At 37.2% G+C, this 20,924-nt stretch carries 21 protein-coding genes and 1 pseudogene; 4 read left to right on the top strand and 18 right to left on the bottom strand.

Translation table 11 applies throughout. From position 1 onward, the window contains the following. Positions 1–61: 61 nt before the first annotated feature. The 18 genes and pseudogenes from paaZ to ASG21_RS04175 form a co-directional block, all read right to left on the bottom strand. Positions 62–2,557 (bottom strand): phenylacetic acid degradation bifunctional protein PaaZ, encoded by a 2,496-nt coding sequence (paaZ, locus tag ASG21_RS04270; protein WP_056076378.1) that lies wholly within the window; start codon positions 2,555–2,557, stop codon positions 62–64. A gap of 316 nt (positions 2,558–2,873) precedes the next feature. Then, positions 2,874–3,671 (bottom strand): alpha/beta hydrolase, encoded by a 798-nt coding sequence (locus ASG21_RS04260; protein WP_241773450.1) that lies wholly within the window; start codon positions 3,669–3,671, stop codon positions 2,874–2,876. 57 nt (positions 3,672–3,728) lie between these two features. Then, a complete protein-coding gene (locus ASG21_RS04255) occupies positions 3,729–4,556 on the bottom strand; it encodes an alpha/beta hydrolase-fold protein (RefSeq protein WP_056076367.1) in 828 nt (275 codons plus the stop codon). Positions 4,557–4,577: 21 nt separating this feature from the next. Continuing rightward, positions 4,578–5,171, bottom strand: coding sequence for a transferase hexapeptide repeat family protein (locus ASG21_RS04250; RefSeq protein WP_056076363.1), 594 nt, complete (start codon positions 5,169–5,171; stop codon positions 4,578–4,580). A gap of 117 nt (positions 5,172–5,288) precedes the next feature. Then, positions 5,289–6,497, bottom strand: a complete 1,209-nt coding sequence (gene pcaF / locus ASG21_RS04245; protein WP_056076360.1) for a 3-oxoadipyl-CoA thiolase — start codon at positions 6,495–6,497, stop codon at positions 5,289–5,291. Positions 6,498–6,558: 61 nt separating this feature from the next. Continuing rightward, a complete protein-coding gene (locus ASG21_RS04240) occupies positions 6,559–7,266 on the bottom strand; it encodes a DUF6624 domain-containing protein (RefSeq protein WP_056076357.1) in 708 nt (235 codons plus the stop codon). A gap of 9 nt (positions 7,267–7,275) precedes the next feature. Continuing rightward, positions 7,276–7,689: a hydroxyphenylacetyl-CoA thioesterase PaaI gene (paaI, locus tag ASG21_RS04235; protein WP_056076354.1), complete on the bottom strand. Its 414-nt coding sequence runs from the start codon at positions 7,687–7,689 to the stop codon at positions 7,276–7,278. A 286-nt stretch (positions 7,690–7,975) separates the two neighbouring features. Continuing rightward, positions 7,976–8,281, bottom strand: coding sequence for a hypothetical protein (locus tag ASG21_RS04225; protein ID WP_056076348.1), 306 nt, complete (start codon positions 8,279–8,281; stop codon positions 7,976–7,978). A gap of 27 nt (positions 8,282–8,308) precedes the next feature. Beyond that, positions 8,309–8,518, bottom strand: coding sequence for a hypothetical protein (locus ASG21_RS04220; RefSeq protein WP_056076345.1), 210 nt, complete (start codon positions 8,516–8,518; stop codon positions 8,309–8,311). 80 nt (positions 8,519–8,598) lie between these two features. Continuing rightward, positions 8,599–9,759, bottom strand: a complete 1,161-nt coding sequence (locus ASG21_RS04215; protein ID WP_241773449.1) for a 3-hydroxyacyl-CoA dehydrogenase NAD-binding domain-containing protein — start codon at positions 9,757–9,759, stop codon at positions 8,599–8,601. Positions 9,760–9,816: 57 nt separating this feature from the next. Then, positions 9,817–10,617 (bottom strand): enoyl-CoA hydratase-related protein, encoded by an 801-nt coding sequence (locus tag ASG21_RS04210; protein ID WP_056076339.1) that lies wholly within the window; start codon positions 10,615–10,617, stop codon positions 9,817–9,819. Between the two features lie 129 nt (positions 10,618–10,746). Continuing rightward, entirely contained in the window at positions 10,747–11,211 is a 465-nt protein-coding gene (paaD, locus tag ASG21_RS04205) for a 1,2-phenylacetyl-CoA epoxidase subunit PaaD (RefSeq protein ID WP_047446914.1), read from the bottom strand. A gap of 80 nt (positions 11,212–11,291) precedes the next feature. Continuing rightward, positions 11,292–12,062, bottom strand: a pseudogene (gene paaC / locus ASG21_RS04200) (1,2-phenylacetyl-CoA epoxidase subunit PaaC); the annotation flags it as partial. Positions 12,063–12,110: 48 nt separating this feature from the next. Further along, entirely contained in the window at positions 12,111–12,392 is a 282-nt protein-coding gene (gene paaB, locus ASG21_RS04195) for a 1,2-phenylacetyl-CoA epoxidase subunit PaaB (protein ID WP_034703047.1), read from the bottom strand. A gap of 36 nt (positions 12,393–12,428) precedes the next feature. Continuing rightward, positions 12,429–13,151 carry a hypothetical protein gene (locus ASG21_RS04190; protein ID WP_056076334.1) on the bottom strand — a complete coding sequence of 241 codons (723 nt, stop codon included), beginning with the start codon at positions 13,149–13,151 and terminating at the stop codon, positions 12,429–12,431. Next, positions 13,152–14,087, bottom strand: a complete 936-nt coding sequence (gene paaA, locus ASG21_RS04185) for a 1,2-phenylacetyl-CoA epoxidase subunit PaaA (RefSeq protein WP_056076331.1) — start codon at positions 14,085–14,087, stop codon at positions 13,152–13,154. It lies immediately after the preceding gene. A gap of 87 nt (positions 14,088–14,174) precedes the next feature. Beyond that, positions 14,175–15,260 carry a 2Fe-2S iron-sulfur cluster-binding protein gene (locus ASG21_RS04180; protein ID WP_056076329.1) on the bottom strand — a complete coding sequence of 362 codons (1,086 nt, stop codon included), beginning with the start codon at positions 15,258–15,260 and terminating at the stop codon, positions 14,175–14,177. Next, positions 15,257–16,576 (bottom strand): AMP-binding protein, encoded by a 1,320-nt coding sequence (locus tag ASG21_RS04175; RefSeq protein WP_056076326.1) that lies wholly within the window; start codon positions 16,574–16,576, stop codon positions 15,257–15,259. The genes ASG21_RS04180 and ASG21_RS04175 overlap by 4 nt, the downstream gene beginning before the upstream one ends. Before the next feature lie 212 nt (positions 16,577–16,788). Here ASG21_RS04175 and ASG21_RS04170 point away from each other — a divergent pair, with 212 nt between their 5' ends. The 4 genes from ASG21_RS04170 to ASG21_RS04155 all read left to right on the top strand — a co-directional run bounded on the left by ASG21_RS04170 (position 16,789) and on the right by ASG21_RS04155 (position 20,918). Then, on the top strand, positions 16,789–17,796 hold the full coding sequence (locus ASG21_RS04170) for an aldo/keto reductase (RefSeq protein ID WP_056076550.1): 1,008 nt from the start codon (positions 16,789–16,791) through the stop codon (positions 17,794–17,796). A 246-nt stretch (positions 17,797–18,042) separates the two neighbouring features. Next, entirely contained in the window at positions 18,043–18,939 is an 897-nt protein-coding gene (locus tag ASG21_RS04165; protein WP_056076324.1) for a response regulator transcription factor, read from the top strand. A gap of 97 nt (positions 18,940–19,036) precedes the next feature. Then, positions 19,037–19,939, top strand: a complete 903-nt coding sequence (locus ASG21_RS04160) for an SDR family oxidoreductase (RefSeq protein WP_056076321.1) — start codon at positions 19,037–19,039, stop codon at positions 19,937–19,939. A 64-nt stretch (positions 19,940–20,003) separates the two neighbouring features. After that, a complete protein-coding gene (locus ASG21_RS04155; protein WP_056076318.1) occupies positions 20,004–20,918 on the top strand; it encodes a helix-turn-helix domain-containing protein in 915 nt (304 codons plus the stop codon). The last annotated feature ends 6 nt before the right edge of the window (positions 20,919–20,924 follow it).

Below are 20,924 nucleotides of genomic sequence, written 5' to 3'. Positions count from 1 at the left end.
AAAAAAAAACAGTGTAACAAAAAATTGTTACACTGCTAAATTGTTACATTTCTACATTCAATTAAACCAGTCCAAACTGCTCAAAATGATGCGTAAAATGCTTTCTCTGGAAAAGCTCCATCATCTCTTTATTTAAATGCCCGAATCGTGGATTATAATGTTCCGCAAAAGGATTTTCCTTGAAATAGACGGTAAACTCTTTCAGTGTTTCTACGAGCTGAGTTTTAGCAGCATCCAGATTTTTATTTTTATTCTGTGGAACTTCACCTTCTTTCCATAAAGGGTATTGCGCTCCCGGACGGATCTTTTTATCGGTGTACAGCCAATCCTGAAGTTTTTCTAATTTTTCTTCCGGAATTTCATCAAAATCTTCCGGCTTCAGATCGCCGAAACCATTCCTTAAAACCTCTTCCAAATGTTCAACCATCAATTGTGGGGTGAAATCTCCGAAAATGGGTTGCGTATTTTCAGTTAAAGAATTTAATTTTTTCTGAATATTCTGAATTTTAAAATCAATAAACGGAGACTGTTTAGCAACCAACGTTAAAATCGTTGCGACGCAAACCACCTCATCTCTTTGGTTTACTACTTCAACCAACCATTTTACCACGCCTGAAGGAATATTTCTTCCTTTCACGCCTCGGTTGATTTTTTCTTTTGCCGTTAAATAAACGGTAATCGTATCTCCCGCATAAACCGGTTTGAAGAACGAACAGTTTTCCAATCCATAATTGGCGATAACAGGACCTTTTTTGCCTGAGACAAACAATCCGGCTGCTGCGGAAAGGATAAAATATCCGTGAGCCACCGTTTTATCGAAAATAGTTCCTGATAAACTTGTCGCATCTGTATGAGCGTAGAAATGATCCCACGAAACATTGGAGAAGTTCACAATATCTGCATCGGTTACTGTTCTTCCAGCTGTTTCCAGAGAATCACCAACCTCAACTTCTTCAAAGTACTTTTGGAAAGGATGTTTATCTGAATATTTTTTTTCAGCGCCTTGCTGATACACTTTTGTAATCGCCGTCAAAATATCTGGTGAACCCTGAATCGCCGTTTTTTGAAGGAAGAAATGAAGACCGTTCAGTCCACCCATTTCCTCGCCACCACCGGCTCTTCCCGGACCTCCGTGCATCAAAGTCGGAAGCGGAGAACCGTGACCTGTACTTTCTTTCGCATTATCGCGGTTCAAAACGAAAATCCTTCCGTGTTGAGAAGCCATTTTCCAAGAAGTTTCGGCTACGAATTTCTCATCGTGAGAAACGATTGAACCTACCAGACTTCCTTTTCCTCTTTTTGCCAAAGCAGCCGCTTCATCCGCATCTTTGTAAGGCATCAACGTAGAAACCGGACCGAAAGCCTCGACATCGTGAGAGATATTTTTGGTGAATGGTGAATCATTTAAGAACAATTTCGGAGACATAAATGCGCCACTGTCATAATCTGCATCTACAAGCTCATGCTTTCCGTCATAAATCAGTTCGTTTTCAGTTTTCAGAATATCTACCTTTCTTAAAACCTCGTCATATTGCTGTTTTCCAACCAAAGAACCCATTCTCGTTTCTCTGCTTAAAGGATTTCCAATTTTTGTCTGATCTAAAGCCTTAGACAGAGCATTCTGAACATCACCAATTAAGTTTTCAGGAACCAAAATTCTTCTGATCGCTGTACATTTCTGTCCGGCTTTAGTTGTCATTTCGGTACGAACTTCTTTGATGAACAAATCAAATTCCGGTGTTCCCGGTTTTGCATCCAATCCAAGGATTGAACAGTTCAGAGAATCGGCTTCCATGTTGAAACGAACAGAATTTCCTGAAACAGAAGATAGAGATTTTAATTTTCTACCTGTTGTTGCAGAACCTGTAAATAATACAGAATCTCCATCCTGAACGTAATCCAGAATATTTCCCGGCTCACCACAAACCAATTGAAGTGCCCCTTCTGGAAGAACTCCACTTTCAATCATATCCTGAAAAACAGCATTCGTTAAATAAGAACCGTAAGGCGAAGGTTTCACAATTGAAGGAACACCCGCCAACAAAGAAGTCGACAGTTTTTCCAACATTCCCCAAACAGGAAAATTATAGGCATTGATTTGTACAGAAACACCCTCACTTGGAGTTAAAATGTGAGTTCCTAAGAAAGTTCCGTTAGCAGAGATTTTCTGAGTTTCTCCATCTACCCAAAACGGTGTGTTCGGGAGCATTCTTTTTGCCAATCCTGAATACGTGAAAAATGTTCCAAAACCACCTTCAATATCAACCCATGAATCTGCGTGCGTTGCACCGGTTTTATAGGATAAATCGTAATATTTTTTCTTTCTTTCCAAAAGATACAGTGCTACTTTTTTCAACATTTCACCACGATCGTAGAATGTCATCGATGAAAGATTTTTATAGCCGACTGTTCTTCCGAAATCGAGAGCCTGTTCAAAATTCAGCCCTTCTGTATCTGAAATGGCAACCTGCTCTCCCGTCACAGCATTGTATAAAGGAATTCCATTTCCGGTGCCTTCAACCCATTCGCCGTGGATATAGTTTTTTAATTTTTCCATATAGATTTTTACTTTTTACTTGATTTTAATATTTTAGTTTTCAAAACTTTTCTAATGATCAGATAAGGAATAAATAATATTAACCAACTATCTAAAATAAATAGAAAGCCGAAAAAAATTGAATAAATATTTTCTTTTGTCTCAAACTTTTGAATAAATTCCTCAGATTCTGCGTGCTCATATAAATCTAAAAAATCCGGTGAAGTTTTAATTAAATAAAATCCAAAAAAATTAATTGCAATAAAAGCAATAATACTTATAATCCAGTAATTTTTTAGGATGCCATTCATTATCATTGAAATAAAATATTCTTATATTATTTTACAGTTTCAATAAATTCCAAAGTTTCATCAAATCTTTTGCTCCAGGGGAAAAAATACTGTACCACCATTGGAATATGTTTTTTATTGATGAAAACAGGTTTTACATTAGGTTGGAAAGGATGAAGCGCTTTCAAAAAATTCTCATTCGCCAGTTTGATTGAAGGATACGTTTTTTCACCTACATACATTAAAAAAGGCGGTGTCTTTTCATTGATAAAATAGATTGGAGATGCCTCTTTCCATTTTTGTGGATCCTTGCTCCATGTGATATCATAATTACTTTCTGATGTCGGTGGATTTTTTTCGAGATAATTCTTCATATCTATTCCCGCTGCATCAATTAAAATAATCCCCGAAACTGTATTTTCCAGAATCTGGTATTTCGGATTCATCACTGCAGAAGCCGCCAACTGACCGCCCGCTGAGTGTCCTGAAACAAATATTTTTCGGGAATCTCCGTTATATTTCTGAGCATTTTCTTTTGTAAATTGTATCGCTGCAGCTATTTCTCTGGTCATCTGGTCGACATCAGCATTCGGACTCAAAGTATAATCAGGAATAACGGCGATAATATTTTTCCGGGCAAAGTTTTTACCCATCAGAGTATAGGTTTTCTTATTTCCTGTATTCCAGTTTCCTCCGTGTACAAAAATTAAGACCGGATAATTATTTTCACCAACCTTCTTTGGTGTAAAAATATTGAGTTTAATATCAGTTCCTGCAGTGTTTTGACTGAATGGAATATCTTTATAGACAGCTGTAGATTTACAGCTACTTACAATCAAAACCATTATAAAAAATATGCAGAAACTAAATTTCATCTATAAAATATTATTTAAGTAAATCGGTTACTTCGGTTCCTGATACGGAAACAGTCTCACCAAACCTTCATAAAGACTTCTGTGAAGGATTGTTGCGTGATTATCTGATTCCATCATTTTATATTCTACCTTCCAGTTTTTCTTATTTGAATTTTGAAGAACAGTAAAGAAATCTTCTGCATCTTTTACCATTACTTTATGCTCACCTTTTCCTACAGAAATGTAAACAAATTTCTGGGTATCCTTAATTTTCGCTAATAATTGCGGTGCCTGTTTCAAAAGACTTTCATCATCCCACCACAAACTCGGGCTAATGATAAAATAGTTATTGAACATTTCAGGTTTTTTCAGTAAAATTTCTGTTGCTAAAAGTCCACCCAAAGATTGTCCGAAAATATAGGTTCTGTCAGTTTTAAACTGACTTTCGATGTAAGGTTTCAATTCTTTTTCAAGGAAACTAATGAATTTATCAGAATGTCCCGTTGTAGGATAATCTTTCTGCAAATCCTTTAAATCCGTATGAAAAGTGAAGTCTCTTTTTCTGTCAACATTTGCAATTCCAACCACAATCGTTTCCGGCATTGCGTACATCTGATTAAAGAACTGCACCAACCCTGTTACATGAATAAAATCTTCATTCATGCTCCCGTCCAAAAGATAAATGATAGGATAGGATTTTGTTTTATCGAAATTCTGCGGAAGATAGATATTCAGAGTTCTTTCTTCTTTTAATATTTCAGATTTTATGATTCTGATTTCCCCAATCGTCAATGGTTTCACAGTTCCATTCTGGGCAGAAACCGTGAATTGGAATGTAAATATAATGGCGGCGAAAAAGAGGAGTTTATTAATCATATTTAAATTGAGTGGTAAAAATTATTTCACATCATCCCAAATCCCATAATCAACAACCTTCGTAGGAATTTGCTGAACATATTCCGTAAAAGGTTTACACAGTTGAATGGCATCTCTTCCTTCTCTCGCCAATTCCTGATACAATTTTGTTCCTTCCGTTTTCCATTTAATCATTTCATCTGAAACATCACGGATAATTTTTGCCGGACTTCCAACGATCAATTTTCTCGCATCACATCTGAAATTTGCAGGAACAAAGGCTAATGCTCCGATAATACACTCATTACCGATTACTGCTTTATCCATGACTACAGCATTCATTCCAACCAGGCAATTTCTACCGATGTGTCCGGAATGAATAATCGCTCCGTGACCGATGTGAGCAGATTCTTCCAAAATGGTTTCAATTCCCGGGAAAACGTGAAGGGTACAGTTTTCCTGAACATTCGCACCGTCTTTCACAATAATTTTACCCCAGTCGCCACGAATCACCGCATTAGGACCGACATAAACGTCTTCGCCGATTTCCACATTTCCAATGATCACCGCCTGCGGATGAACGTAGGCAGATGGTTTTATGATGGGGCGAATGCCGTGGTATGAGTAGATATTCATAATTTTAATTTGAAAATTTGAGAATGAGTTAATTTGAAAATTGTGAGATATATTAATTTAAGAATTATAGCTGTTCTAAATAGCATTTTCAAATTCTCAAATTAGCACATTTTCAAATTAAACCTTTTCAATTACCATTGCATACCCCTGACCGACACCGATACAAAGAGTACATAACGCATATTTTTTATCTTGTTTCTGAAGTTCCAAAGCTGCAGAACCGATAATTCTTGCTCCCGAAACTCCAAGTGGATGACCGATAGCAATTGCGCCTCCGTTTGGATTCACTCTTGAATCATCATCTTTTAAACCTAAACTTCTGGTTACAGCCAAAGATTGAGCAGCAAAAGCTTCGTTCAATTCGATAACATCCATGTCGTCTAATGAAAGATTTAATCTTTTCAACAATTTCTGAGTCGCTTCAACCGGACCGATTCCCATAATTCTTGGCTCAACACCTGCAACGGATGATCCTAAGATTTTCGCTTTCGGTTTTAAACCATATTTTTTTACCGCTTCTTCGCTTGCTAAAATTAAAGCAGCAGCACCATCGTTCATTCCAGAAGCGTTTCCAGCAGTTACTGTTCCACCATCTTTCCTGAAAGCGGGACGAAGTTTTCCTAATCCTTCCATCGAAGAGGTTGGTTTGATAAATTCGTCTGTATCGAAGATTTTCGGTTCGCCTTTTCTCTGTGGAATTTCAACTTTTATAATTTCTTCCGCCAGTCTTCCGCTTTCCTGAGCTTTAGTCGCTTTTTGTTGAGACCACAGGGCAAATTTATCCTGATCTTCACGGCTGATGTTGTGCATTTCTGCCAAATTTTCAGCGGTGTCTCCCATCGTGTCTACACCGTACATTTCTTTCATTTTGGGATTCACAAATCTCCATCCGAAAGTCGTGTCAAACATCTGGCTGTCTCTCCCGAAAGCAGTACTTGGTTTTGACATCACATAAGGTGAACGCGTCATGTGCTCAACGCCACCTGCAATATAAATTTCACCTTCTCCTGAAGCGATCGAACGGAAGGCATTTGCCACCGCCGACATTCCTGAAGCGCATAGTCTGTTCACCGTTTCACCTCCGATTTTGTACGGAAGTCCTGCTAATAAAAGTCCCATTCTGGCAACATTTCTGTTATCTTCACCAGCCTGATTGGCACATCCGAAAATAACATCCTCAATTTCCTCAACAGGAACTTCAGGATTTCTTGCAACAATTTCTTTTAAGACGATTGCTGCCAAATCATCGGCACGAACTTCTGAAAGGCCACCGGATAGTTTTGAAATTGGTGTTCTGATGTAATCTACGATATATACGTTGTTCATTTTATTTAATTTGAAAATGTGTTAATTTGAAAATCTGAAAATGGTATAATTACTATTTAATTTAATGAATATTTGAAGCTTGTTTTCTTAATTTTAAAGCCTCTTTTAAAGAGAACGGTTTGTAAACGAAATCTTTTCCGAACAGATCTTTAGCATTTTCTTCAATTGTATTTTTAAATCCGGTCTCTTTGCGCAATTTATTAACATTCTTCTCATTTTTTATTGGCCAGATGAAGTTCACAAAATCTTCCTTTCCATTTTTATTAATGAAGAATTCTCCAGCTCCCTGAGTTCCATAAATTTGCTCCTTTCCACTGTTCATTAAGAATCTGTCTTCCATCATCGCAGCTAGAGTAAAGGGTATTTCTTTTTCTTTTCCCGCCTTTTTAATCATTGGTAAATATTTACCGATCTTATTTGAATGTTGGATGACATACCAAGCGGATTGATTTGTAGGTTCTCCAACGAGAGATTTTCCAGGATAGCCGTATTGAGAAATAATCTGTTCAATTTTCTGCATATTCAGACTGTCTATGTCCACGACTAATTGCCATTGTTTTTCCTCAAAATCCTTTTCATCGATATTTAATTCTTTGAGAATCTCACTTTTTTTCTCAGCAGTAATACCATGGTCGAATAATCTTCTGTAAGTTTGATCTAATCTAAGCATTTCATCTAACTCTTTCTTAAGGTTTTCATTAACCTGTTGTTTTTGAGCATTGACAAAACTTATTAAAAAAACTAAAATAAACGACGCAAAATATCTCATCAAATAAATTTAAAGTTCGACCACTTTTTTTCCGATCTTATAAACCGTTCCGACAAATTTTGCAACCAAATCATTGTTCTGGTTGCTAATCTTAATGTCGTAGATCGCTGTTTTTCTGGTATCGTTTACCAAAACACTTTCGGCTCTGAAAATATCACCTTCTCGTCCGGCTTTGGTGAAATTGATGGTCACGCTCAATGCGACAGCTGCATTTCCATCGTTGTTGGAGGAAAAAGCAAATGCTGAATCAGCGAAAGCGAAGGTTACTCCGCCGTGAACTGTTCCCAGGCCGTTGAGCATCTGTTTAGTGATTTCCATTTCAATTAAAGCGTAATTCTTTTTAATATCAATGATTTTGATTCCTAAAAATTGGGAGAAATAATCTTTCTCCATCATATAATCTACAACCTGTCTCGGATTCATTAATTGTTATTTATTTTTTAAATTTAACCACATCTCTCCATGAATAATCTCTGCCATCTAAAATAAAATACATTAAAAAAATGCCTGTGAAATAGATTGTAAAACCAATGATGTTAATACCATTTTCGTCCTCCCAGCCTACATAATACAGAAGAAGTTTGAGCAGAAAAAAAGCTATAACAAAGATCAAAGCTCTCATCAATGACTTCAGAAAATTCTTTAATGTAAAAATCCTTTTAAGCATCGTCCTTAAAATCCTACTTATTGTCTAAAATTTAATTTTTATTTAGTATCTGTCTGTTATTACCTCATATAATTCATCAGCCAGCTTGTCATATATACTCATCGTTTTCCCTAAAATTACCTGTTCAATAGTGAGATGATCTGCTGAATTTTCTGAGGCATCAAGAGCATTTAAATCTATTCCTTCTTCACAAGCAATCCGTTTAATGAGCTCTCTGTATTTCTCGTTGAATTTCCCTAACAAATCCAGCTTTTCTTCATCCTTGGCTGTCGGAAGTTCCTCAATAATATATTCTTTTTCGATGGAAAGTCTTGTTTCCAATTCGGCTTTGAAGCTGTTTAAATCCATCCAAAATTACTTTTTGTAAGTTTTCAATCAGTTTTTTTTGAACAACTTCATCAGTCTTTCACTGAAAAGACTTACGATGAACATTCCTGAAAAATATATTACTACAAATCCCCAACTGAACATTTTATCATCTTCCGTGGTTTTAAAACGATTGTCAGTTAAGTAAAATATACCTCCCACAAATACCGTCGAGAACAGTGCTACTGCGAAAGCTGAGAGTATTTTTTTCTGAGTCATACTTTTAATTTATAAATTGATCCAATTTGAAAATGAGAAATTAATTTGCAAATGAGCACATTTTCAAATTATCTGATTATCTAATTTAATTTTCGCAGCAATGGGCTTTGTCTGTATCTCTCTTCCTGATATTCTCCGTAAAGATTCTGTAGGGTTTCAGAGATTTTTTCATATCCTATTTCTTTTCCCCAAGCCAGCAATCCTTTTGGATAATTGACACCTTTCTGCATGGCTAATTCGAGATCTTCATCGTTGGCAATGCCTAATCTTTTGGCTTCAACTGCTTCATTGATGAGCATTGAAATAATTCTTAAAAATATTTGCTGATACAGTGCTTCGTCTTTCGTTGGTTCAGTTTTTACAGCTCCGTCAGCATAATCATAGAATCCTTTTCCTGTTTTTCTGCCATGAAGCTTGGCTTCAGACATTCTCTGCTGAAGAAGAGATGGCTTGTATTTTGGATCGTAGAAATACTCGTTGTAAACTGTTTTTGTTACAGAGAAATTGACATCAACACCAATTAAATCCATCAGCTCAAAAGGTCCCATTTTGAAGTTACCTAATGTTTTCATTGCGTCATCAACCTGTTCTACCGTTGCGATGTTTTCTTCAACAATTCTCAAACCTTCTCCGTAAAAAGGACGCGCAATTCTGTTAACGATAAATCCTGGGATATCTTTGGCAATCACAGAAACTTTACCCCAATCTTTCATGAGGCTGTACATTTTTTCAGCTAAAGATTTTTCTGTCAAAAGAGATGGAATAATTTCAACCAAGGGCATCAGAGGGGCCGGATTGAAAAAGTGAATTCCGATGAAACGCTCCGGTTTTTGCAGTTCTGCACCGAGAGAGGTAATGGAAATGGATGATGTATTGGAAGCAATCACACAGCTTTCAGAAACATGTTGCTCTAATTCTGTGAAAACTTTTGTTTTGATTTCTTTATTTTCGATGATGGCTTCGATGACGAGTTCGCAATCTTTGAAGTCCTTCAGTTCTGTAGCGATGGAAATATTAGATAAAATTTCAACCATTTTCTCCGATGAAATTTTCTGCTTGTCCACCAATTTGGTCAGTGTTTTTTCCAGACCTACGGTTGCCGTTTCTACCTGTTTTGCGTTGGCGTCATAGACCCAAACTTTGCATCCGTTGGTTGCGGCTACTTGTGCGATGCCAATTCCCATCGTTCCGGCACCGATAATTCCTACATTTCTCATGTTGTATAATGTAAAATGTATCATGTAAAAAGTATTTTAAAGTACGTTGTACATTTTACTTTCTTACATGATACAAGTTTTTTATTTTCCTTTATATTCAGGTTTTCTTTTTTGTAAAAAGGCCTGTACACCCTCTTTGAAGTCTTCTGTTTCTGCGGCTTCCTGTTGCAAATCGCCTTCCAATTCCAATTGATCTTTCAATGAATTATTGTAAGAAGCGGCGAAAGCTTTCTTGGTTAATTTTAAACCAATGGTCGGCATATTAGAAACTTTTTCTAAAATTTCCATTGATTTTGAATTAAATTCTTCTTCAGTGAAAACCTCAGCTACCAAACCGTATGATTTTGATTCTTCAGCAGATAGTTTTTTGCCTGTAAATGCTAAATAATTCGCCAATTGTCTTCCTAATAATTTAGGTAAGAAATACGTTCCGCCTGTATCCGGAATCAATCCGATATTGGAAAATGCCTGTGCAAAATAAGCTTTATCATTCGCTAAAACGAAGTCGCAAATCAATGCCAACATCGCACCGGCTCCTACTGCAGGACCGTTGACCAAAGCAACGACAGGTTTTTTGCAACGCGTAATTTCCAGTACTAAAGGGTTGTAATAGTCGGTCACAATTCTTCTGATAATATCGTCATCATGATGGTCATTTCCCTGAACGAAAGCATCGTCAAGATTCTGACCGGAACAGAATGCTCTTCCTCTTCCTGAAATCGCCACACATCTAACCGCTGGATCATTGCTGCATTCCTTTACAAAATCTTTCAGGTCTGCCAATGATGGCTTCGTTAAAGCATTCATTGTATCAGGCTGATTAAGGTAAGCGATTTTTAATTTTCCGTCAAAATGCGATTCAATATCGAGTTGTGTGTACATAGTATTAATTTTTATGATTAATGTAAATTTACAGATAAAAAATGTAGCAATGTATCAGTTTAGCAGTATAACAATATTTACTGCATTCAAAATTGTTACATTTTTACATTGCTGAATTGTTACATTAATTTAATGACATTTAAAATAATCAAACGGCTCCAGACAGTCTAAACATTGGTACGAAGCCTTACATAAAGTAGATCCGAATCTGCTGATCTGTTTTGAATTCATCGAGCCGCAGCGTGGACATTTCTTAGGTTTCCCGATATGGTTTTCGTCGGCTCCTTTTTCGGGAGGTGTAATTCCGTAAACACGGAGTTTTTCTCTCGCTTCATCCGTCAACCAGTCTGTTGTCCAGATTGGAAACATTTTGGTGACCACTTTAGCGTCCCAACCGTTTTCCTTCATGATCTTGATAATATCTTCCTCAATGGTAAACATAGCGGGACAGGCAGAATAAGTCGGCGTAATCGTCACTTCGCAAGAATTTTCGCTGGTAACTTTCGCTTCTCTTACAATACCCAATTCCACGATATTGATCACCGGAATTTCCGGATCGGGAACTAATTCTAATATTTCTAAAGGATTTTTCAATTTCAAATCTAACAATTTAACAGTGTATCAATGTAACAATCATCACTAGACTGTTAGATTGGTATATTGGTACATTTTTACTACCACGTACATCCCGGATATGCTCTCTGCATATACTGCAGTTCGCAAAGGATAAATCCAAAGTATTCTGTGTGATAACCTGTTCTTGATTTTGGCTGCATGAAAGGATTTGTTGGATATTCCAAACCGAAATCTGCAAAATCTTTGGTGGTAATCGCTACAAAATCTTCATACAAAGCATCAACATTCGGAGCGATGTTTAAAGCAATTAAATCATCCTCGCCTTCTGTTTTTGCAAATAAACCTTTGGTATATTCCCAGATATTTTCGATGGATCTTTCAAGACGCATTTTGCTTTCTTCAGTTCCCTGGCCGAAAATTTTCATCCATGACGCAGCGTGCGTGTAATGATATCTAACTTCTTTCAGAGATTTCTGAGCAATAGCCGATAGTTCTTCGTTTGTAGAATTTGACAAAGCTTCATACATCAATTTTTGATACACTGCGAAAACATACACTTTCAAAATCGTCTGAGCATAATCTTCGTTGGGAAGTTCTGTCCAGTGTGCATTCAGATATTCGTGCTCGTATCTCAGGAAAGCCAAATCATCTTCACTTTTACCGTTGTCGGCGACTCTCGAAGCGTACACGTAAAAGTTGTTGGCTTGTCCAAGCTCATCCAAAGCAATGTTCGTCAAAGCAATATCTTCCTCCAGATAAGGACCTTCACCGCACCACGCAGACAGACGCTGTCCCATGATGAAACTGTCGTCTGCTAGTTTTAATAAATAATTATATAATGGGTTCATTATTTTAGCTTTTGGCTTTTGGCGTCTAGCTTTTGGTCAATTGCCAGCAGCTAACAGCCATTCGCTGTTTTACATATTTTTCACATCGTTTGGAATGTCGTAGAATGTCGGGTGACGGTACAATTTGTCGTCTGCCGGATCAAAGAAAGCTTCTTTGTCGATTCCTTCTGAAGTCACAATATATTTACTTGGAACTACCCAAACCGAAGTTCCTTCTTTTCTTCTTGTATAAACGTCTCTTGCGTTCTGCAAAGCCATTTCTGCTGTTGGTGCCTGTACAATTCCAACGTGTTTGTGAGATAATCCCGGTTTAGTCTGAATAAACACTTCCCACATATCTAATTGACTCATTTATTTTTTATTTTAAATTCTAAATTTTAGATTAAATTATTTTTCTGAAACATATTTTATGAACGATTGACCATAATCTGTTATTAAAACTCTCTCAAATGGTCTTGTCCCTATTCCCCCAATTCCAGCATCGTATAAAAGAGATTTTGAAATTAAATCTTGTACCAAAAACAAATATTCTTTTTTATCAATATTATAATTTCCCTCTCCTAAAAACTTCTTCTCCAAATCTTCTTTTTTATCATCTAACTCTTTTCTTTCATGTGAATAAACATGATCTGCAAATCTTGAATTAGAAAATTCAGAGTTATCAATTTCTCTTGACCTTTCTACGATTTTTTGATAATCCTCAATATGTTTATCATGTAGAATCAATATCTCGAATTGTTTATCTGTTATCTTTGAAATAATATCTAAAAAAGATTCAATGTATTCTCTTCTTTCAGGAACTTCAATTTGTCTAACTAAAATTTGCTTAAATCTTTTTAATTTTTCATCACTTTCAGTTCTTGATATTTTTTCCAGTATTGTTTCAAAAATATCCCCAAATTCTTCAGAATTAATATACTCGCTATTAATCACATTTTCATTAATCGTTTCCAAATAATCTTTGAGATTCTGAACAAAATTATTAATTCTATCTTGTTTGATTCGCCCTCGATGCTCAAATAAAAACTCATTGAGTGGAGTACCAATGTAGGGTAAACTTTGAATTAAAATTTTTAAGCCTGTTATCTGAGTATATTTATCAATTTTCATTTATACATTAGTAGTTTGCTTTTCAGCAAAAGCTTTCGCCGCTTCTTTTACCCAAAGGTTCTCCTGCTGTGCTTTTACTTTGGTCTGCAGTCTTTTTTTGTTTGCAGGACCGTTTCCTTTTAAGATTTCCATAAATTCATCCCATGGAAGTTCTCCGAAATCATAATGCTGTCTTTCCTCGTTCCATTTTAAATCTTTATCCGGAACGGTTAAGCCTAAAAATTCAGCCTGAGAAACCGTAACGTCGATAAATCTCTGACGTAGACTGTCGTTGCTTTCTCTTTTGACTCTGTAGTTCATAGAGATTTTAGAGTTGGGCGAACTGTCATCATTCGGGCCAAACATCATTAAAGCCGGCCACCAGAAACGGTTTAACGAAGCCTGAGCCATTTCTTTCTGCTGTTTTGTACCACGGCAAAGTGCCATTAAAATCTCATACCCCTGTCTTTGGTGGAAAGATTCTTCCTTACAGATTTTCACCATCGCTCTTGAGTAAGGACCATAAGAATTCCCCATCAACATCACCTGATTCATAATCGCTGCACCATCAACCAACCAACCGATGGCACCGATATCGGCCCAGCTTAAAGTTGGGTAATTGAAAATACTTGAATATTTTGCTTTTCCTTCCAACATATCTTCGTAGGTAGCATCTCTGTCGGCTCTGATGGTTCCGTTTCCTAAAGTTTCGGTGGCAGAATAAAGGTATAACCCATGACCTGCCTCATCCTGAACTTTAGCCAAAAGCGCCATTTTTCTTCTCAGTGAAGGTGCTCTCGAAACCCAGTTAGCTTCTGGCAACATCCCGACAATCTCAGAATGTGCGTGCTGTGAAATCTGACGAACCAATAATTTTCTGTAATCATCAGGCATTACATCTTTTGGTTCTACTTTATTTTCGTCGTGTACGTATTGTACGAATTTTTCTAAGTCCATAATTTTTCCAATTTAACAATGTATCAGTCTAACAATGTACCAATGATTGTTACATTGGTAAATTAATATATTGTTACATTAATTTAATTAAACATCATAATTTAGCATCACCACATTCGTTGTCGGGTGACACTGGCAAGTCAGAACAAAACCTCTGGCTACTTCATCTTCGGTTAATGCGAAATTTTTCTCCATGAAAACTTCTCCTTCGAGAACTTCCGCTTTACACGTACAGCAAACTCCTCCTTTGCAGGCAAAAGGCACTGGAAGATTGTCTTTCAATGCTTTATCTAAGATACTCTCTTTTTTTGAATTCAAATGGAACGAATATTCATCATCATCGATAATCACCGTTACCATACTTTCAATATTGGCAATGGCCTTGAATTCATCACTCATTTCCGCAGAATCTTCTTCATCCGGAGCCGAGAAATATTCAAACAGAACCTGAATCGCCGGAACTTTTTTGTCTTTCTTTAAATAATCAGAAATCCCTTTAATCATTTCCGAAGGCCCACAAATAAAATAAGTAGCTTCCTTCACGTCGATGTCTGTATATCTTTCAAATAAATGATCCAGTTTTTCAGGAGAAATTCTTCCCTCAAAAATCGGGTCAGCATGTTTTTCACGGCTTACCAGATAAACTACTTTAAGTCTTCCGTTAAACTGCTCAACCAACTTATCAATCTCAGCTTTTTTCATCACATGATTCATGCTTCTGTTGCTGTAGAAAAGATATGCGTTGGAATTCGGTTCCTGGTAAAGACTTTCCTTCAAATTAGAAAGAATCGGACTAATTCCACTTCCTGCAGCCAATCCAACGTAGGTTTTTGTGTTGGTTGGATGATAAGAAGTATTAAAACCGCCCATCGGAGGCATCACTTCCAAAACCTCATCCATGTGCAGATGCTCATTGAAATATCCGGAAACTCTTCCGCCTTCCAAAAGCTTCACCAAAACTTCAAGCGTATTGCTTTTTTCGCTCGGTGCATTGCAGATAGAATAAGAACGGCGCTCTTCATTACCGTTAACCATCAGTTTAAAATTCAGATACTGCCCCTGTTTGAACCTGAATTTATCCTTCAGCTCCTCAGGAATTTCCAATGCTACATTCACCGCATCATTGGTATCTTTCTGAACTTTTACAGTTTTTAATTTATAAAATGAATTCATTTTGTCTTTAGTATTCTGTTAATTTTTCCACCTTCGCATTTCGGTAAGCTGTCCTGAGCATGAATTTTCACTTTAGTGGTAATTCCTACCCTCTTTTTTATTTCATTTTCGATGCTTTTCCCAAAATTTCCTGCGAAAATAAGATATTCATCTGAATTTATATTTAAATTTTCTGAGGTCACCAATTCATCATCAATTTCTACGTCGATGTCGAGTGCCACACACATCTGTTCTTTCTCAATCGGAGTCAAATAATAATTCGGAACCACACCTTTTACATGAGAAAAAGCTTCCTCAATCTGACTTGGGTAGACATTTACGCCTCTTACAATCAGCATATCATCGGCTCTGCCCAGAATCGGTTTCATTTTAACCATGGTTCGTTTGGCATTCTCGTCGTAGTACAGACTTGTAATATCATTCGTCCAGTAACGGAGAAGCGGCATCGCTTTTTTAGTTAAAGTAGTGATCACCAACACACCTTCTTCACCGTAAGGTAGCGGTTCTCTGGTAATAGGATCTAAAATTTCAGGATAAAAATGATCTTCCCAAATATAAGAGCCACCTTTTTCTTCAAAATCTTCCATCGAAACTCCGGGACCTATAATTTCACTTAAACCATAAATATTGGTTGCATGAACACCCAGTCTTTCCTCGATGTGATGTCTGATAATTTCCGTCCAGGGTTCTGAACCTAAAACGGCATATTTTAAACTGATTTCGTCTGCCGAGATTCCTCTATTGGCAAATTCATCAGCGATGGTTAGTGCGTAAGAAGGCGAGCAACAAAGAACTTCCGGCTGAAAATCGATAATGAGATCAACCTGTCTTGAAGTCATCCCTCCGGAGATTGGAAGAACACTCATTCCTAATTTTTCTGCACCATAATGAAGTCCAAGTCCTCCAGTGAAAATTCCGTAACCGTAAGCGTTATGTAACTGCATTCCCGGTTTTGCTCCGGCTGCATTTAATGATCTGGCCACCACTTCGCTGAAAAGATCAACGTCTTCTTCAGTATAGCCAACGACTGTCGGTTTTCCTGTTGTTCCGCTCGAACAGTGAATTCTCTGCAGTTCATTTTTCGGAACGGTAAAAAGTCCGAAAGGATAATTGTCTCTTAAATCCTGTTTGTAAGTGATAGGAAGTTTGGAAATATCTTCAATGGTCCTGATATCCTGATTTGAAATTCCTAATTCATCAAATTTTCCTTTATAAAAATCTGACTTCTCTTCAAGATAAACCACCAAATCCTTCAGTCTATCAGACTGAAGAGCTCTCAGCTGGTCAAGTTTTAAATATTCAACTGCAAAATCCATAAACTAACTAACATTTGTTAGGTAAAATTAAAAAGAAATTTTCAGATGACAAAAAAATAACTGACTTTTATCATATTTTGAATCATTCTAAATAATCAATTAAAATTTAGATTAAGGAATAGCGAATCCGTAATTTGCATACGACAATCTTCATTTTGCATACATTCAATTATTAATTTGTGCTGAATTTTGTATCAATAAAAATCAACAAAATGAAATTGAATCAGGTAAAATTAGGAAGTCAGGGATTAATCATCCCGAATATTGGTCTGGGATGCATGGGAATGACCGGTTTTGGAGATGCTGATATGTATGGCAAAACAGATGAGCAGGAAGCGATTGCAACCATTCACCGCTCTTTGGAACTGGGAGGAAACTTTCTCGACACGGCAGATCTGTACGGACCGTTTGCCAATGAACGGTTAATTGCAAAAGCCATTGAAGGGAATCGTGACAATTACATTCTTGCCACAAAATTCGGTTGGGAAATCGATGACAACGAACAGGTCACATGGAAAATCAACGGACAGAGAGATTATGTGAAAAAATCGGTTGACCGTTCGCTAAAAAATCTGAAAACTGATTACATCGACTTATATTATATGCACCGTCTTGATAAAAATGTTCCGGTGGAAGAAACGGTTGGTGCGATGAGTGATTTGGTGAAGGAAGGAAAAATCGGTTACATTGGTTTGTCGGAAGTTTCGTCTGAAACTGTGAGAAAAGCGCACGCAGTTCATCCAATCACAGCAGTTCAAAGTGAATATTCTCTTTTTGAAAGAACGGTTGAAGAAAAAGGCGTTATTAAAACTTTAAATGAACTGGGAATTGGTTTTGTGGCGTATTCTCCCTTGGGAAGAGGATTTTTATCCGGACAGATTCGTTCGATTGATGATTTGCCGGAAAACGATTTCAGAAGAGGAATTCCAAGATTTCAGGAACAGCATTTCCACAAAAATATTGAACTTGTGGAAGCGATTGAAAATCTGGCGAAGGAAAATGAAATTACTGCTTCACAACTGGCTTTGGCGTGGATTATCAGCAAAGGAATTGTTCCGATTCCGGGGACGAAACGCAGAAAATATCTTGAGCAGAATATTGAAGCCAGTAAAATTGTCTTAGGTGATTCTGATATTCAGAAGCTGGAAAGTATTGTACCTTTGGGAACGGATACGGGAGCCACTTACGATGAATTTGGGATGGGACTTTTGGATTATTGATTTATTCGTGGCGATTCGAAGATGTAAACCTCATAGGTTTTGAAAACCTATGAGGTTTGTTTAAAACGCAATACGATTGCAGCCCGACTTGAGCGGAAATCCTTTTTTGCCAGCTTCTAAAGTTCAACTAAACTAAAATTGTCTGCAAAAAATATTGGGAGCGGAAGGCGGATGAAGCTGCCCAAATTTAACAAAGTAGTTAGGCAATCAAATAATTATTACCTTTAATATTTAGAATCTAAAGTTATGAACACCATGCAGTCTATCTCGGCATTTCACAGGTTACTTTCGCTTCCGGAACCGAAACATCCGATGGTGAGTGTTATCAATCTTTCTGAAAGCATTTTCATTGAAGATGAGGTCTGGAAAGGTTTTGTGAGCCGTTATTACTGCGTTGCACTGAAACGTAATGCGACGGGAAAAATAAAATATGGCCAGCAACATTACGATTATGACAAAGGTGTTCTTAGTTTTACGGCACCTAATCAGGTTCAGTATCTCGATTTGAAAACGATGGATTGTGAAAACACGGGTTATCTGTTGATTTTTCACGAAGATTTTCTTCTGAAACAGCCCTTGGCAACAACAATTTCATCGTATGGATTTTTCTCCTATGCCGTAAATGAAGCGCTGCACCTTTCTGAAGATGAAGAAAATGATCTGCTTGAAATTCTGAATAAAATTGATAAAGAATGTCAGCACATCGACCAGCATACGCAGGAAATTATCTTATCGCAGATTGAATTATTGTTGAATTATTCCAAACGTTTTTACGAAAGACAGTTTATCACCCGAAAAAGCGGAAGCCATCAGCTTTTGACGAAATTTGAAACGTTTCTGAATGATTATTTCGATAAAGAATCTTCAGAAAAAGGACTTTTAACGGTTCATCAAATTGCTGAAGCGATGAATCTGTCGCCGAATTATCTGAGTGATTTACTAAGAATCCAGACCGGACAAAACACACAGCAACACATCCATGAAAAGCTCATCAGCAAAGCAAAAGAGAAACTTTCAACCACCGAATTATCGGTGAGCGAAATTGCATATGAACTGGGATTTGAGCATTCGCAGTCTTTCAGTACGCTTTTTAAAAAGAAAACGAAAATGTCGCCGCTGGAATTTCGGCAGTCGTTTAATTAAAATGTAATTTAAAAATCTTTCGGCTACAGAAAAATACTTTTTGGATACACTGTTCATGTTGCGAAAACTGAACTTTGCATCATAAAATAATATTAAAATGAAAGTATTTGTTACAGGTGCCACAGGTTTCGTAGGAACTGCCGTGGTGCAGGAATTATTGGCTAATGGCCATCAGGTCTTAGGTCTGGCACGTTCGGAAGAATCAGCCAATAAATTGATTACTTCAGGAGCAGAAGCACACCGTGGCGATCTGAATGATTTTGAAATTTTGAAATCGGGAGCGGAAATTTCTGATGCCGTGATTCATTTAGGATTTGTGCATGACTTTGCAAGATTCGAGGAAATGTGCAGACTTGACGGTCAGGTCATCGAAGCTATTGGTGAGGCTTTGGTCGGAACAGAAAAACCATTTCTGATCACATCCGGAACTGCACTTTTTTCGAAAGATGGAATAACTACAGAAAAAGACTGTTCGGCAAACAATCCACATCCAAGAATAGCGACAGAAAATGCCGCTGATGCTGTCGCTGCAAAAGGCGTAAAAGTAGCAGTCGTGAGACTGTCGCCTTCTGTTCATGGTGAAGGTGATAAAATCGGTTTTGTGCCTTTAGCCATCAAAATTGCAAAAGAAAAGGGAATTTCTGCAGTCATTGATGACGGAAATAATTTTTGGCCAGCTGTTCACAGACTGGATGCTGCGAAACTGTACCGACTGGCTTTGGAAAAACCTTTTGAAACCGGAACAAGATATCATGCAGTGGCCGAGCAGGGAATTCCTTTTAAAATGATCGCAACAGAAATTGCGGAAAAACTGAATATTCCTGTTGTTTCTATTTCATCAGAGGAAGCAGCAGAACACTTCACCTGGTTTGCTCATTTTGCAAAACTGAATAACATGACTTCCAGCGAAGAAACCAAAAAATTATTGGATTGGAATCCGCAACATCCTACTTTACTGGAAGATATGAAAGGTTCTGCTTATTTTTCTGAGCGTCAGTAAATTGTATATTTAAACTGATTATATTTGAAACTGATTTCAATTTAATTCTAAACCTAAAAAGCTTATGTCTGAAAATCAACCGATAAGACTGAAAACGATTTCCGAATTTCATACTTTGAGAGGTTTACCAAAACCAAAACATCCGCTGATCAGTGTGATTAATTTTGATGATATGGAACAGACTGAAGCCGGCAGACAGAGTTTAATATTTGATTTTTACACCATTTCTGTAAAAAGAGATATGAACCATAAATACAGGTACGGACAGAAAGAATATGATTTTGATGAAGGCGTGATGTTTTGCATGGCGCCTCATCAGATTCTAAGCGTCACCAGAGAACGAGAAGGCAAAAATCCGTCGGGATGGATGCTGATGATTCATCCGGATTTTCTCTGGAACACGCCGATGGCAAGCGCAATCAGGAAGTATGAGTTTTTTGATTATTCTGTAAACGAAGCTTTATTTTTATCGGAAGATGAGGAAATAAAGACGCTGCAAATTATTGAAAACATAAAACAGGAATATCAATCAAACATCGATCAGTTCAGTCAGAATATCATTCTTTCTCAACTGGAAACGCTGTTGAATTATTCAGAACGCTTCTATCAGAGACAGTTTATCACCCGTCACAAAGCCAATCATCAGTTTCTGGAACAGTTGGAAATTCTATTAAATGATTATTTTAGCGCGGAAGATTTCCTGATGAAAGGATTGCCGAGTGTGCAGTATCTTTCTGAAAAACTCAATATGTCGCCTAAGTACATGCGCGGTCTACTGAAAACACTTACCGGACAAACTACACAGCAGCACATTCACGAAAAAGTGATCGATATTGCGAAAGAAAAACTGTCGACCACGCAACTTTCTGTAAGCGAAATTGCCTACGAACTCGGATTTGAGCATCCACAGTCTTTCAATAAACTTTTTAAAGCTAAAACGAATGTCTCGCCTTTGGAATTCAGAAAATCATTTTATTAAAGGAGA

This window comes from Chryseobacterium sp. Leaf394, from assembly GCF_001424105.1.
Lineage (GTDB): Bacteria > Bacteroidota > Bacteroidia > Flavobacteriales > Weeksellaceae > Chryseobacterium.
The sequence above is the reverse complement of the archived record's forward strand: the minus strand, read 5'-3'. Positions and strand labels throughout refer to the sequence as shown.